Origin of the sequence: Pseudomonas sp. RGB (assembly GCF_007713445.1) — a bacterium.
Classification (GTDB): domain Bacteria; phylum Pseudomonadota; class Gammaproteobacteria; order Pseudomonadales; family Pseudomonadaceae; genus Aquipseudomonas.
In genome coordinates, this window is the sequence record NZ_VMSH01000029.1 from 15,951 (window position 1) to 30,566 (window position 14,616).

General features: G+C 62.1%; 12 protein-coding genes. All 12 read left to right on the plus strand.

The window, feature by feature from the left end; all coding sequences use genetic code 11:
• Nucleotides 1–43 precede the first annotated feature (43 nt).
• The 12 genes from asd (at nucleotide 44) to FPT15_RS28960 (ending at nucleotide 14,456) form a co-directional block, all read left to right on the plus strand.
• Nucleotides 44–1,156, plus strand: a complete 1,113-nt coding sequence (gene asd / locus FPT15_RS28905; protein WP_058412147.1) for an aspartate-semialdehyde dehydrogenase — start codon at nucleotides 44–46, stop codon at nucleotides 1,154–1,156.
• A gap of 238 nt (nucleotides 1,157–1,394) precedes the next feature.
• On the plus strand, nucleotides 1,395–2,405 hold the full coding sequence (locus tag FPT15_RS28910) for an aspartate-semialdehyde dehydrogenase (RefSeq protein WP_145166125.1): 1,011 nt from the start codon (nucleotides 1,395–1,397) through the stop codon (nucleotides 2,403–2,405).
• Nucleotides 2,406–2,566: 161 nt separating this feature from the next.
• Nucleotides 2,567–5,161, plus strand: a complete 2,595-nt coding sequence (locus FPT15_RS28915) for a FimV/HubP family polar landmark protein (protein WP_145166126.1) — start codon at nucleotides 2,567–2,569, stop codon at nucleotides 5,159–5,161.
• Nucleotides 5,162–5,395: 234 nt separating this feature from the next.
• A complete protein-coding gene (gene truA / locus FPT15_RS28920; protein WP_106576685.1) occupies nucleotides 5,396–6,220 on the plus strand; it encodes a tRNA pseudouridine(38-40) synthase TruA in 825 nt (274 codons plus the stop codon).
• A gap of 64 nt (nucleotides 6,221–6,284) precedes the next feature.
• On the plus strand, nucleotides 6,285–6,917 hold the full coding sequence (locus FPT15_RS28925) for a phosphoribosylanthranilate isomerase (protein WP_145166127.1): 633 nt from the start codon (nucleotides 6,285–6,287) through the stop codon (nucleotides 6,915–6,917).
• A 243-nt stretch (nucleotides 6,918–7,160) separates the two neighbouring features.
• Nucleotides 7,161–8,081: an acetyl-CoA carboxylase, carboxyltransferase subunit beta gene (gene accD, locus FPT15_RS28930; protein WP_106576687.1), complete on the plus strand. Its 921-nt coding sequence runs from the start codon at nucleotides 7,161–7,163 to the stop codon at nucleotides 8,079–8,081.
• Nucleotides 8,078–9,385, plus strand: coding sequence for a bifunctional tetrahydrofolate synthase/dihydrofolate synthase (folC, locus tag FPT15_RS28935; RefSeq protein ID WP_145166128.1), 1,308 nt, complete (start codon nucleotides 8,078–8,080; stop codon nucleotides 9,383–9,385). Before accD ends, folC begins: the two co-directional genes overlap by 4 nt.
• Entirely contained in the window at nucleotides 9,369–10,046 is a 678-nt protein-coding gene (locus FPT15_RS28940; protein ID WP_145166129.1) for an SPOR domain-containing protein, read from the plus strand. The genes folC and FPT15_RS28940 overlap by 17 nt, the downstream gene beginning before the upstream one ends.
• A gap of 252 nt (nucleotides 10,047–10,298) precedes the next feature.
• On the plus strand, nucleotides 10,299–10,856 hold the full coding sequence (locus FPT15_RS28945; RefSeq protein ID WP_003192538.1) for a CvpA family protein: 558 nt from the start codon (nucleotides 10,299–10,301) through the stop codon (nucleotides 10,854–10,856).
• Between the two features lie 41 nt (nucleotides 10,857–10,897).
• Complete coding sequence (gene purF, locus FPT15_RS28950; RefSeq protein WP_058426877.1) at nucleotides 10,898–12,403, plus strand: amidophosphoribosyltransferase; 1,506 nt, start codon at nucleotides 10,898–10,900, stop codon at nucleotides 12,401–12,403.
• Between the two features lie 65 nt (nucleotides 12,404–12,468).
• On the plus strand, nucleotides 12,469–13,680 hold the full coding sequence (locus FPT15_RS28955; RefSeq protein WP_145166130.1) for an O-succinylhomoserine sulfhydrylase: 1,212 nt from the start codon (nucleotides 12,469–12,471) through the stop codon (nucleotides 13,678–13,680).
• Between the two features lie 11 nt (nucleotides 13,681–13,691).
• Nucleotides 13,692–14,456, plus strand: a complete 765-nt coding sequence (locus FPT15_RS28960; RefSeq protein WP_106576690.1) for an SDR family oxidoreductase — start codon at nucleotides 13,692–13,694, stop codon at nucleotides 14,454–14,456.
• The last annotated feature ends 160 nt before the right edge of the window (nucleotides 14,457–14,616 follow it).

The window sequence follows — 14,616 nt, forward strand, 5'->3', positions numbered from 1 at the left end:
TGTTGCTGCAAGGCGGCCCACTTTTTAACAAGGTGTAGTTGCGATGAAACGTGTAGGTCTGATCGGTTGGCGCGGTATGGTCGGTTCCGTGCTCATGCAGCGGATGCTGGAAGAGCAGGATTTCGATCTTATTGAGCCGGTGTTTTTCACCACGTCGAACGTGGGTGGCCAAGGGCCGTCCGTGGGCAAGGATATTGCTCCGCTCAAAGACGCCTACAGCATTGAAGAGCTCAAAACCCTCGACGTGATTTTGACCTGCCAGGGTGGCGACTACACCAGCGAAGTCTTCCCCAAGCTGCGCGAAGCCGGCTGGCAGGGTTACTGGATTGACGCCGCCTCGAGCCTGCGCATGCAGGACGACGCCGTGATCATCCTCGACCCGGTGAACCGCAAGGTGATTGACCAGCAGCTGGACGCTGGCACCAAGAACTACGTGGGCGGCAACTGCACCGTCAGCCTGATGCTGATGGGCCTGGGCGGCTTGTTCGAAGCTGGCCTGGTCGAGTGGATGAGCGCCATGACCTATCAGGCGGCCTCCGGCGCCGGCGCGCAGAACATGCGCGAGCTGATCAAGCAAATGGGCGCCACCCACGCCGCTGTGGCTGATCAACTGGCCGACCCTGCCAGCGCGATCCTCGACATCGACCGCCGTGTGGCCGAAGCCATGCGCAGCGATGCCTACCCGACCGAGAACTTCGGCGTGCCGTTGGCCGGTAGCCTGATCCCATGGATCGACAAGGAACTGCCGAACGGCCAGAGCCGCGAAGAATGGAAGGCCCAGGCTGAGACCAACAAGATCCTCGGTCGCTTCAAAAACCCGATTCCGGTGGACGGCATCTGCGTGCGCATTGGCGCCATGCGCTGCCACAGCCAGGCGCTGACCATCAAGCTGAACAAAGACGTGCCGATCGCCGATATCGAAGGGCTGATCAGCCAGCACAACCCATGGGTCAAGCTGGTGCCGAACAACCGCGACATCAGCATGCAGGAGCTGAGCCCAACCAAGGTCACCGGCACCCTGAATGTGCCGGTTGGCCGTCTGCGCAAGCTGAACATGGGTACTCAGTACCTGGGCGCGTTCACCGTCGGCGACCAACTGCTGTGGGGCGCGGCTGAACCGCTGCGTCGCATGCTGCGGATTTTGCTGGAGCGTTGATCGCTGCTGGTGAGTGAGAAACCCGCGTTCTGGTGACAGGCGCGGGTTTTTTATTGCTCTTGAGGGCCTCATCGCAGGCAAGCCAGCTCCCACATTTGACTGTGTTCACAAATCAAAATGTGGGAGCTGGCTTGCCCGCGATGGGGCCATCAGCCTCACCCCAGGGCCCAGCCCAATTGCCTCACTCCCCACCACCCGGTAAAGTGCCGCTCCCCCCGCAATGCCCGAGGCAGCCACCATGACCCAGACCTTTGAAATCGCCGTGATCGGTGCAACCGGCACCGTGGGTGAAACCCTGGTGCAGATTCTCGAAGAGCTGGATTTTCCGGTAGGCACCCTGTATTTGCTGGCGGGCAGCAACTCGGCCGGCGCCTCGGTGCCGTTTCGCGGCAAAAACGTGCGGGTCAAGGAAGTTGATGAGTTCGACTTCAAAAAAGCCCAGTTGGCCTTCTTCGCGGCAGGCCCGGCGGTGACCCTGAGTTTCGCGCCACGCGCCACGGCGGCCGGTTGCTCGGTGATCGACCTCTCCGGCGCCTTGCTGGCCGACCAGGCACCTCAGGTCGTGCCGGAAGCCAACGCGCATATTCTCAAGGGCCTGAAAAAGCCCTTCCAGCTCGGCAGCCCGAGTCCGTCCGCCACCAACCTGGCGGTGGTTCTGGCGCCGTTGCGCGGCTTGCTGGATATCCAGCGCGTCAGCGTCACTGCCAACCTGGCCGTTTCGGCCCAGGGCCGCGAGGCCGTCAGCGAGCTGGCCCGGCAGACCGCCGAGCTGCTGAACGTGCGCCCGCTGGAGCCGAAGTTCTTTGATCGGCAGATGGCCTTCAACCTGCTGGCGCAAGTCGGCACGCCTGACGCCCAAGGTCATACAGCCCTGGAGAAACGCCTCGTACACGAACTGCGCGCCGTGCTGGAAACACCTCTGCTAAAGATTTCCGCAACCTGCGTTCAAGCCCCGGTGTTTTTTGGCGATAGCCTGACAGTGTCTTTGCAATTGGGCGCGCCGGTCGACCTGGCCGCTGTCAACCGTGCACTGGAGGCAGCGCCGGGGATCGAGCTGGTGGAAGAGGGCGACTACCCTACGGCCGTTGGGGATGCGGTCGGCCAGGATGTGGTCTACGTTGGACGAGTGCGTGCGGGCGTTGACGACCCGGCGGAACTAAATCTGTGGTTGACGTCAGATAACGTACGCAAGGGCGCGGCGTTGAACGCCGTGCAGCTGGCGCAGTTGTTGATAAAAGGCCTTGTGTAAAAGATACTTGGCGGCAATTTGTAGATTGATTCTAGCCAGGCGCTATGCTTGGCCCCAAGCGAAACAGAAGCGCGTCGGTAACCTATCGGCTCGCCATGCCTTATGGCAGCGGTTACCAACCTTCTCGCAGGCCGGGGAGTGTTCAAACAAAGGATGAGGCTATGGTTCAAGTTCGCAAACTGGTGTTAGCAATAGCGGCCGCCTCGGCGCTGTCTTCCGGTATGGCGCAGGCGCTGCAGCTTGGGGAGATGACCCTCAAGTCGAAGTTGAACCAGCCGTTGGCGGTGGAAATCGAATTGCTCGACGTCGGCGGCCTCACCGCCTCCGAGATCACCCCGAGCCTGGCGTCTGACCAGGCGTTTGTGGACGCCGGCGTGGATCGCCAGGCGTTTCTGAATGACCTGACGTTTACCCCGGTGATCAACCCCAATGGCCGCAGTGTGGTGCGCGTCACCTCCAGCAAGCCGCTGCCTGATTCCTATGTACGTTTTCTGCTTCAAGTGCAATGGCCCAACGGCCGCCTGATGCGCGACTACAGTGTGCTGCTCGACCCGGCCAAGTTCGAGCAGCCGGCACCGACCGCCAGCGCACCTGCACCGCGCTTGAGTGCGCCGACCCAGTCGGCACCTGCCAACACGGCGCCCACGGTCAGCAAAGCTGCGCAGCACACCACGACTTCTCGCGATACGTTGTGGGAAATTGCCGCGAAGAACCGCAACGGCGCGTCGGTCCAGCAAACCATGCTGGCGATCCAGGCGCTCAACCCTGATGCTTTCATCGACGGCAATATCAACCGCCTGAAAACCGGCCAGGTGCTGCGTCTTCCGGATCGCCAGCAAGCCACCAGCTTGCCGCAGCCGGAGGCGATTGCCGAAGTCACTGCGCAAAATGCCGCCTGGCGCCAGGGGCGTCGCACGGCCAATAATCAGGCCGCCGGCAAGCAGCAACTCGACGCCACTCGGCGCACCCAGGCAGGCGATGCGCCCTCGAGCACCAATGCCAAGGACAATTTGAGCCTGGTGTCGGCCGAGTCCGCCAAGAAAGGTGCCAAGGGCAGGGCCGCTGACGGTCGGGCATTGAGCGACAAGCTGGCGATGACCCAGGAAGAACTGGACACCACGCGCCGCGACAATGCCGAGCTGAAAAGCCGCGCAGCCGACCTGCAAAGCCAGCTGGACAAGCTGCAAAAGCTGATTCAACTGAAAAACGATCAACTGGCCAAGTTGCAGGCTCAGGGCGGTAACCCGGCAGTGCCGGGCACTGCGCCCACGACAGCAACCATCCCCGCGCAGCTGCCAGGTGAGCCTGCGGCCACTGCGGCGGCTGCGCCGGCACCCGATGCGACGCCGGCTGCCGTGGTGGCCACGCCCGAGCCGATCAAGGCGGATGCCGCGCCGGCGAGCACCACCGAAGGTAAATTCAACGATCTGCTGACCAACCCGATTGTCCTTGGGGTCATCGGCGGTGCTGCCGGCTTGCTGGTGTTGTTGCTCCTGCTGCTGTGGGCCCGTCACCGCAACGCCCGCCTCGAAGAGGAAAAGCACCTGCGTATGGCGCGGGCGCTGGCTGAAGAGCCACAGTTCTCGCCGAGTGTGGATCACGACCTGCCACCGGACAGCTTCGAAGGCCTGGAAGTGCCGCCGCCGAACGTCAAGCTGGCTGCCGCGCCTGCGCCCGCCCCCGTGGTTGAGCCTGTCGTGGTGCCGAGCGTGGCTTCCGTGCTGGCGCCGTTGGCGGTCGCCGTAGCCCCGGTAAACTCCAGCGACGCGCTGGCACAAGCTCAATCCCATATCGACCGTGGTCACCTGAATCAGGCCGCCGATGTGTTGGAGCAGGCGATCAAGCGCGAGCCCAAACGCAGTGATCTGCGCTTGAAGCTGATGGAAGTGTACGGTCTGCAGAGCGACAAGGACGGCTTCGTTACGCAAGAGCGTCAACTGGTGGCCACGGGCGAAAACCACGCTCAGGTCGAGCAGCTCAAGAGTCGCTTCCCGGCCATGGCCGTGTTGGCCGCGGGCGTCAGTGCTGCGGTGGCCGCGGCGGCGCTGGACGCTCAATACGTTAAGAACCTGCTCGAAGACAAACCGGCAGCACCAGCCCCGGAACCCGACGCGTTCGATACGGATTTCGACTTGAGCCTGGACGATCTGGAAGCCGCTTCGCCGGCCGTGGTCAGCCCCAAGGATGAGTCGAGTTTCGAGTCGGTCCTGCAGCGCGAGACGCAAGCCAAGCCTGCCCCGGATGATATGTCGGACTTCGATCTGGACCTGCAACTGGACGCGCCGTCGTCCACGCAGTCGGACGATGACTTCCTCTCGGGCCTTGAAGACCAGATGAAGGATGTGCCGGCCGTTGAGCCGCCGACCCTTACCCCTGCCGCACTGGATGATTTCGACCTGCCGGAAGACTTCGACCTGTCCCTGGCTGACGAACCGCAAGCGCCGCCGGCCGCCAAGCCGGATGCCTTCACGTCCGAGCTGGACGATGTCAACGCTGAGCTCGATCGCCTGTCCCAGAGCCTCGAGCATCCGCCGATCGAGCCTTCCTTTACCGCTGAAGATGCGGCGTTGGGCGCTGATGAGCCGGAGTTCGATTTCCTCTCTGGCACCGATGAAGTGGCCACCAAGCTCGACCTGGCCCAGGCGTACATCGACATGGGCGATGCCGACGGCGCGCGCGACATCTTGTCCGAAGTGCTGACTGAGGGCGATGAAGCCCAGCGCGGTGAAGCCAAGGAAATGCTCGGCAAAATCTGAAGGGTGGTGTAACACCAGTGTGGGAGCGGGCTTGCTCGCGAGCGTGACGTGCCGGTTAGCTGGTTGAGCGACCGGCACGTTGCATTCGCGAGCAAGCCCGCTCCCACAGTTGGTTTGGCGTGTGGCCTCGCAACAAAAGCGCCCCTCATGCGTGCGCCGCCTTTATAATGGCCGCCTTTGCGCAACTCATCGGGCTCTCAGTTCTTGGCAAATATAGATAACGCGGCCGCCGAAATGGCGGCCGCAGGCTTTAACCGCATCGCCCTGGGCGTGGAATACAAAGGCTCACGCTATCGCGGCTGGCAGCGCCAGGCCTCGGGTGTGTTGACGGTGCAGGAAACCCTCGAAAATGCCTTGTCCAAAGTCGCCGACTCGCCGGTGTCGCTGATGTGCGCCGGGCGAACCGACGCCGGTGTGCACGCCTGTGGCCAGGTAGTGCACTTTGACACCCAGGCCGAGCGCACGATGAAAGCGTGGGTGATGGGCGCCAATATCAATTTGCCCCATGACGTCAGCGTCACTTGGGCCAAGGTCATGCCTGCGCATTTTCATGCGCGCTTCAAGGCAATTGCCCGGCGTTATCGCTACGTGATCTACAACGACCAGATCCGTCCGGCGCACCTCAACCAGGAAATCACCTGGAACCATCGCCCGCTGGACGCCGAGCGCATGGCCGAGGCCGCGCAGCATTTGGTCGGTGTGCATGATTTCAGCGCGTTCCGTGCCGGCCAGTGCCAGGCCAAGTCGCCGATCAAGGAAGTCCATCACCTGCGGGTGACCCGTCACGGCAAGATGATCGTGCTGGATATCCGCGCCGGCGCCTTCCTGCACCATATGGTGCGCAATATTGCAGGCGTGTTGATGACCATCGGCACCGGCGAGCGCCCGGTAGAGTGGGCCAAAGAAGTGTTGGAAAGTCGTATCCGCCGCACAGGTGGGGTGACGGCGCATCCTTTTGGCCTGTATCTGGTGGACGTGGAGTACCGCGACGAGTTCGAATTGCCGGATCGTTTCATCGGGCCACACTTCCTCACAGGTTTCAGCGAACTTGGCGGCTGACGCCCGGAATAGCTTTTGTTACCATCCGGGACTTTCTCGGTTCAACCCCTGAGGTTTCTACGACATGTCAGCCGTTCGCAGCAAGATTTGCGGGATCACCCGCATAGAAGACGCGCTGGCGGCAGTCGAGGCGGGGGCGGATGCCATCGGTTTCGTGTTTTATGCCAGGAGCCCACGGGCGGTGAATGTGTTGCAGGCGCGTGCAATCATCGCCGCGTTGCCGCCGTTCGTGACCACCGTTGGCTTGTTCGTCAACGCCAGTCGCTGCGAGCTCAACGAAACCCTGGATGCCGTGCAGCTGGACATGCTGCAGTTTCACGGCGACGAAAGCCCCGACGAGTGTGAAAGCTACCAGCGTCCGTATATCAAGGCGCTGCGCGTCAAGGCCGGGGATGACATCGCCGCCGCGTGCGCTGCCTATACTGGCGCTCGTGGCATTCTGTTGGATACCTATGTCGAAGGCGTGCCGGGCGGTACGGGCGAAGCATTCGACTGGACGCTGATTCCCGAGGGGCTGAGCAAGCCGATTATCCTGGCCGGCGGGCTAAACCCCGCGAATGTCGGGGCCGCCATCGAGCAGGTTCGGCCGTACGCCGTCGACGTCAGCGGTGGGGTGGAGCAGGGCAAGGGCATCAAGGATCACCACAAGATTCGCGCATTCATGCAAGCGGTGCGCAACAGCAATGGTGTGATGTGACGGCTCGCAGTCTGCCGCCGTCCATAACTACCACTGTGTAAAACAGCATCGGCGCCGCCTGCGGGAGGCCCGGAAATGTAGTGGCAACCCGCGCTGCAGGTTGTCTGGAAGGCTGAGGATACAGGCAGGAAGTGGCTGGTCGAACGTCTGACCCCGTCCAGCCTGTGTCATCGCCACATATGAATTTAGCTCAAGGGCATACGCGGGGCTGTGTTCAAGCCACCGGTACTGGAGAAAGAAAGCATGAGCAACTGGTTAGTAGACAAACTGATCCCTTCGATCATGCGTTCCGAGGTGAAGAAAAGCTCGGTTCCTGAAGGTCTGTGGCACAAGTGCCCATCCTGCGACGCGGTGCTGTATCGCCCGGAGCTGGAAAAGACCCTGGACGTTTGCCCCAAGTGCAACCACCACATGCGTATCGGCGCCCGCGCCCGCATCGACATTTTCCTCGACGCCGATGGCCGTGCCGAGCTGGGCGCTGACCTGGAGCCGGTTGACCGTCTCAAGTTCCGCGACGGCAAGAAGTACAAGGATCGCCTGACCGCCGCGCAAAAGCAGACTGGTGAAAAGGACGCGCTGATTTCCGTCAGCGGCAAGTTGCTGGGCATGCCGGTCGTGGTGTCGGCGTTTGAGTTTTCCTTCATGGGCGGCTCCATGGGCGCCATCGTCGGTGAGCGTTTCGTACGTGCCGCCAACTACGCCCTGGAAAACCGTTGCCCGATGATCTGCTTCGCCGCCTCCGGTGGCGCGCGCATGCAGGAAGCGCTGATTTCCCTGATGCAAATGGCCAAGACCTCCGCGGTACTGGCGCGTCTGCGTGAAGAAGGCATTCCGTTCATCTCTGTGCTGACTGACCCGGTTTATGGTGGTGTTTCCGCCAGCCTGGCGATGCTGGGTGACGTGATTGTCGGCGAACCCAAGGCCCTGATCGGCTTTGCCGGCCCGCGCGTGATCGAGCAGACCGTTCGCGAAAAACTGCCGGAAGGTTTCCAGCGCAGCGAGTTCCTGCTGGAGCACGGCGCGATTGACATGATCATTGCCCGTGGCGAGCTGCGTCCACGGCTGGGTAACCTGTTGGCGCAAATGATGGGCCTGCCGACGCCTGTGTACGTCGCGCCTAAAGTCGAACCGATCGTTGTACCGCCGGTGCCTGCAAACCTATGACCCAACGTACCCTGGGCGAATGGCTCGCCTACCTTGAGCAGTTGCATCCGTCAGCCATCGACATGGGCCTGGAGCGCTCGCAACAGGTAGCGGCCCGCCTCGGGTTGGGCCGGCCGGCACCGCGTGTTATCACGGTGACCGGCACCAACGGCAAAGGCTCTACCTGTGCCTTTGTCGCGGCGCTGCTGCAAGCCCAAGGGCTGAAAGTTGGCGTCTACAATTCCCCGCACCTGCTGCGTTACAACGAGCGGGTGCAGCTCAATGGTGTAGAAGCCACTGATGAGCAGCTCTGCGAGGCCTTTGCCGCACTGGATGCCGGGCGCGGCGAAATTTCCTTGACCTACTTCGAAATGGGCACCCTGGCGGCGTTCTGGCTGTTCGAGCGTGCGCAATTGGATGTGGTGGTTCTCGAAGTCGGCCTGGGTGGGCGTCTGGACACGGTCAACGTGGTGGATGCCGACCTGGCGCTGGTCACCAGCATTGGCGTCGACCATGCCGACTACTTGGGCAATACCCGCGAGTCGGTCGCCTATGAAAAGGCCGGGATCTTCCGCCAGGGCAAGCCTGCGCTGTGTGGTGATCTGGACCCGCCGCAACCCTTGCTCGACAAGGTGCGCGAGCTGGATTGCCCGTTTTACCTGCGCGGCCGCGAATTCAATCTCGACATCGGTGCTCAACATTGGCAATGGCGTGGGCGTGATGCGCGCGGCCAGGTGGTAGAGCTGCGTGATCTGCCGCTGCTGAACCTGCCGATGGAAAACGCTGCGTTGGCGTTGCAGGCTTACCTGCTGCTGGATCTGCCTTGGCATACCGAGCAGATTGCCGCGACATTGCTGGCCACTCGGGTGGTCGGGCGCCTGGATCGTCGCACCTTCGAGTGGGAGGGCAAGCGCCTGAACCTGCTGCTGGATGTGGGGCACAACCCGCATGCCGCCGAGTACCTGGCACAACGCCTGTCGCGTACACCGCCGGTGGGTCGCCGCCTGGCGGTGTTCGGGCTGTTGGCTGACAAAGACCTGGGCGGCGTGGTTGCGCCGTTGCTGGGTGATGTCCAGGCTTGGGCGGTTGCGCCGCTGGATACGCCACGCAGTCGGCCGGCCGCCGAATTGGAAGCGGCCTTGCAGAACCTTGGTGCGCCAGTGGCGTCGTATGCAAGCGTCACCGCCGCGCTTGAAGCGCAGTGTGCGGTGGCAACGGCCGAGGACGAGATTCTGTTGTTCGGATCATTTTATTGTGTTGCCGAGGCGCTAGAGTGGTTGGCCCGGCGCTCCACGGAGGAAGCTGCACATGGCATTACTGGATAGCGCATACAAGCAGCGAATGGTTGGAGCCCTGGTGCTGGTGGCGTTGGCGGTGATTTTTCTGCCGATGCTGTTTTCGCGTCAGGACGAGCAGCGCCAGGTAGTCGTTGAGGCGCCGGCTGCGCCCCAGACGCCGACGGTACCGCAAGTTCAGGTCGAGCCGGTGGTGGTGCCCGAGCCGCAGGCGTTGCCTGAGGAGTCTGTGCCGAGTGATGCGGATGTGGCTGCGCAGCAGGCGCCGAGCATGCCGGTGCAGCCGAGCGTGCCAGTGGTCAAGCCCGCACCCGCAGCTGCGCCCGCTCCGGCAGCGCCTGCGGTTGCCGCCAAGCCGGCCGCGCCGGCACCAGCGCCCAAGCCGGTAGCTCCGCAACCTGCTGCGCCTGGCAAGCCGGACGTTGGTCAAAGCCGCATCGATCCCAATGGCCTGCCGATCACTTGGTCGATCCAGCTCGCCAGCCTGGCCAATCGCGAGAGCGCCGAGGCCTTGCAGAAAAAGCTGCGTGCTCAGGGCTACAACGCCTATATCCGCAGTGCCGATGGCAAGAACCGCGTGTTTATCGGGCCGCTGATCGAGCGCGCCGAGGCCGATCGTCTGCGCGACTTGCTGGGTCGCCAGCAGAACCTGAATGGCTTTGTGGTGCGTTTTCAGCCTGAGCGCGGCTGATTTCACCCCCGTTTCAGCTTGGAATGCACTCAATGTGGGGGGGCTTGCCCCCGATGGCGGTAGGTCAGTCAGCCTCTCTGATAATGACCCATCGCTATCGGGGGCAAGCCCCCTCCCACATTGTATTTGGTGGTCCTGAGGAGGCCTTCGCCCTACTCAACCCATTGATTTGCAACGCACCCGCAATCACAGCTTACCGACAGCCCGGCGCTCTGCTAAAATGCGCCGCCTTATCCGTACGTAGGCTGCACTGTGCCATTTACCTGGGTTGATTGGGCGATCGTTGCAATCGTCGCCATCTCCGCTTTGATCAGTCTAAGCCGCGGCTTCGTAAAAGAAGCACTGTCGTTGCTGACCTGGATCATCGCAGGAGTCGTAGCCTGGATGTTCGGTGGTTCATTGTCGGTTTACCTGGCCGGTTACATCGAGACACCTTCGGCTCGCGTCATCGCGGGCTGCGCCATCATGTTCATCGCCACGCTGCTGGTGGGGGCAATGGTCAATTATCTTATTGGCGAGTTGATACGTGTCACCGGCCTCTCCGGGACCGATCGATTTCTTGGCATGGCCTTCGGCGCTGCGCGTGGCGCGTTGCTGGTGGTCGTGGCGGTCGGGCTGTTGAGCCTGGGGCCGGTACAGCAGGATTCGTGGTGGCAGGAGTCGGTACTCGTGCCAAAATTTCTATTGGTTGCAGATTGGTCCAAGAACCTCATTCTGGGGTGGAGCAGTCAGTGGCTGGCCAGCGGAATCAGCGTACCCGCTGATCTTCCGTTCAAGGAACACCTCTTGCCGGCCAAAACGCCTCAGTAAGCAGTGTTCAGTCAAGATTCATTAAGTAGGGGTTGCGTCGCATGTGTGGCATCGTCGGTATCGTCGGTAAGTCGAACGTGAATCAGGCGCTGTATGACGCGCTAACCGTCCTCCAGCACCGCGGCCAGGACGCTGCCGGTATTGTGACCAGCCACGACGGCCGGTTATTCCTGCGCAAGGACAATGGCCTGGTGCGTGACGTGTTCCATCAGCGTCACATGCAGCGCCTCGTCGGGCACATGGGCATTGGCCATGTGCGTTACCCGACTGCGGGCAGCTCGACCTCGGCCGAGGCTCAACCGTTTTACGTCAACTCGCCTTACGGCATTACCCTGGCGCACAACGGTAACCTGACCAACGTTGAACAACTGGCCAAGGAGATTTACGAATCTGACCTGCGCCACGTCAACACCAGTTCCGACTCGGAAGTGCTGCTCAACGTGTTCGCCCACGAGTTGGCCCAGCGGGGCAAGCTGCAGCCAACCGAAGAAGACGTGTTCGCCGCCGTGACTGACGTGCACAACCGTTGCGTCGGTGGCTACGCGGTCGTGGCCATGGTCACCGGTTACGGCATCGTCGGTTTCCGCGACCCGCATGGCATCCGTCCGATCGTGTTCGGCCAGCGTCACACCGACGAAGGCGTCGAGTACATGATCGCCTCCGAAAGCGTGTCCCTGGACGTGTTGGGCTTCACCCTGATCCGCGACCTGGCCCCGGGCGAAGCGGTGTACATCACCGAAGATGGCAAGCTGCACACCCGTCAGTGCGCTGTTGCGCCGAAACTGACCCCGTGTATTTTCGAACACGTCTACCTGGCGCGTCCGGATTCGATCATCGACGGCGTTTCGGTATACAAAGCGCGTCTGCGCATGGGCGAGAAGCTGGCCGAGAAAATCCTGCGCGAGCGTCCTGAGCACGACATCGACGTGGTAATCCCGATTCCGGACACCAGCCGTACCGCTGCGCTGGAGCTGGCCAACCATTTGGGCGTCAAGTTCCGCGAAGGTTTCGTCAAGAACCGCTACATCGGCCGTACCTTCATCATGCCGGGCCAGGCGGCGCGCAAGAAGTCGGTTCGCCAGAAGCTCAACGCAATCGAGCTGGAATTTCGCGGCAAGAACGTGATGCTGGTGGACGACTCCATCGTACGCGGCACCACCTGCAAGCAGATTATTCAGATGGCCCGTGAAGCGGGTGCCAAGAACGTGTACTTCTGTTCTGCTGCGCCAGCTGTGCGTTACCCGAACGTGTACGGTATCGACATGCCGAGCGCCCACGAGCTGATTGCCCACAACCGTTCGACCCAGGATGTGGCCGACCTGATCGGCGCCGACTGGCTGATCTATCAGGACCTGCCGGACCTGATCGAAGCGGTTGGCGGCGGCAAGATCAAGATCGAGCAGTTCGATTGCGCCGTGTTCGACGGCAAGTACGTGACCGGCGATGTCGACGAGGCTTACCTGAACAAGATCGAACAGGCGCGCAACGACTCGTCGAAGATCAAGACCCAGGCGGTCAGCGCGATCATCGATCTGTATAACAACTGAGTAAACACCGGCCCTGAGGGGCCGGTTTTGTATCTTAAATAAAGAATTGAGTAAGGAGTCGCAGCATGAGTCAGGAATGGGATGCCGGTCGGTTGGACAGCGACCTCGATGGCGTAGCTTTCGATACCCTGGCTGTGCGCGCCGGCCAGCACCGTACCCCGGAAGGTGAGCACGGCGACCCGATGTTCTTCACCTCCAGCTATGTGTTCCGCACCGCCGCCGACGCCGCCGCGCGTTTTGCCGGTGAAGTGCCGGGCAACGTCTACTCGCGTTACACCAACCCGACCGTTCGTGCGTTCGAGGAGCGTATTGCGGCCCTTGAAGGCGCTGAGCAGGCGGTGGCCACGGCGACTGGCATGGCGGCCATCCTCGCCGTTGTGATGAGCTTGTGCAGCGCTGGTGACCATGTATTGGTTTCACGCAGCGTGTTCGGTTCGACCATCAGCCTGTTCGAGAAGTACTTCAAGCGCTTCGGTATTGAAGTGGACTACGTACCACTGGCAGACCTGTCCGGTTGGGACGCGGCGATCAAGTCCAACACCAAATTGCTGTTCGTCGAGTCGCCGTCCAACCCGCTGGCCGAGTTGGTGGACATCGCCGCATTGTCCGAAGTGGCGCACGCCAAGGGCGCGATGCTGGTGGTCGACAACTGCTTCTGCACGCCTGCATTGCAGCAGCCGTTGAAGCTGGGCGCAGACATCGTCGTGCACTCGGCCACCAAGTTCATCGACGGCCAGGGCCGTTGCATGGGCGGCGTGGTGGCTGGGCGTGGCGAGCAGATGAAAGAAGTGGTGGGTTTCTTGCGCACTGCTGGCCCGACGCTGAGCCCGTTCAACGCCTGGATCTTCCTCAAGGGCCTGGAAACCCTCAGTCTGCGCATGAAGGCCCATTGCGCCAATGCCCAGGCCCTGGCCGAGTGGCTGGAGCAGCAGGATGGCATCGAGAAAGTGCACTACGCAGGCCTCAAGAGCCACCCGCAACACGAATTGGCCCAGCGCCAGCAGCGTGGTTTCGGCGCCGTGGTCAGCTTCGAAGTGAAGGGCGGCAAAGAGGGTGCCTGGCGCTTTATCGACGCCACTCGCTTGATTTCGATCACCGCCAACCTGGGCGACAGCAAGACCACCATCACGCACCCGAGCACCACCTCCCATGGTCGCCTGGCGCCGCAAGAGCGTGAAGCGGCCGGCATCCGCGACAGCCTGATCCGCATCGCAGTGGGCCTGGAAGATGTGGCCGACTTGCAGGCAGACCTGGCCCGCGGGCTGGCGGCCTTGTGATCGAGTGGTCCATGGATGCTGCGGCGGTCGGTAACGGCCGCGTCGCACTGGTGACGGGCGCGGCGCGGGGCATTGGTCTCGGGATCGCGGCGTGGCTGATCAGCGAAGGCTGGCAAGTGGTGTTGACCGACCTGGACCGCGAGCGCGGCTCAAAGGTGTCCAAGGTGCTGGGCGACAATGCCTGGTTTATCACCATGGACGTCGCCGACGAGAAACAAGTGGCCCAAGGTGTCGCAGAAGTGCTGGGGCAGTTCGGGCGGCTGGACGCGTTGGTGTGCAACGCGGCCGTGGCCGACCCGCGCAATATCACCCTGGAAAGCCTCGACCTGGCGTATTGGAACCGCGTGTTGGCGGTGAATCTCAGTGGGCCGATGCTGTTGGCCAAGCACTGCGCGCCGTACCTGCGTGCCCATGGCGGTGCCATCGTCAACCTGGCGTCGACCCGGGCGCGTCAGTCGGAGCCGGACACCGAGGCCTATGCGGCGAGCAAGGGCGGCCTGCTGGCCCTGACGCATGCCTTGGCCATGAGCCTGGGGCCGGAGGTGCGGGTCAATGCCGTCAGCCCTGGCTGGATCGATGCGCGTGATCCGGCGGCCCGACGTGCCGAGCCTTTGACGGATGCCGACCATGCCCAGCATCCGGCGGGCAGAGTGGGCACGGTTGAAGACGTGGCGGCGATGGTGGCGTGGTTGCTGTCGCGCCAGGCGGGGTTTGTCACCGGGCAAGAGTTTGTGGTGGACGGTGGCATGAGCAAGAAGATGATTTACAGCGAGTAGGGCAGATCGCTGTCTTGAAGCAATTTTGTCTTTTTCAGAAAAACTTCAAGCAGGCTATTGACTTAGGTCCGCTACCTGCGTAAATTTCGCGGCCTCAACGAAGCAAAGGGTGATTAGCTCAGCTGGGAGAGCATCTGCCTTACAAGCAGAGGGTCGGCGG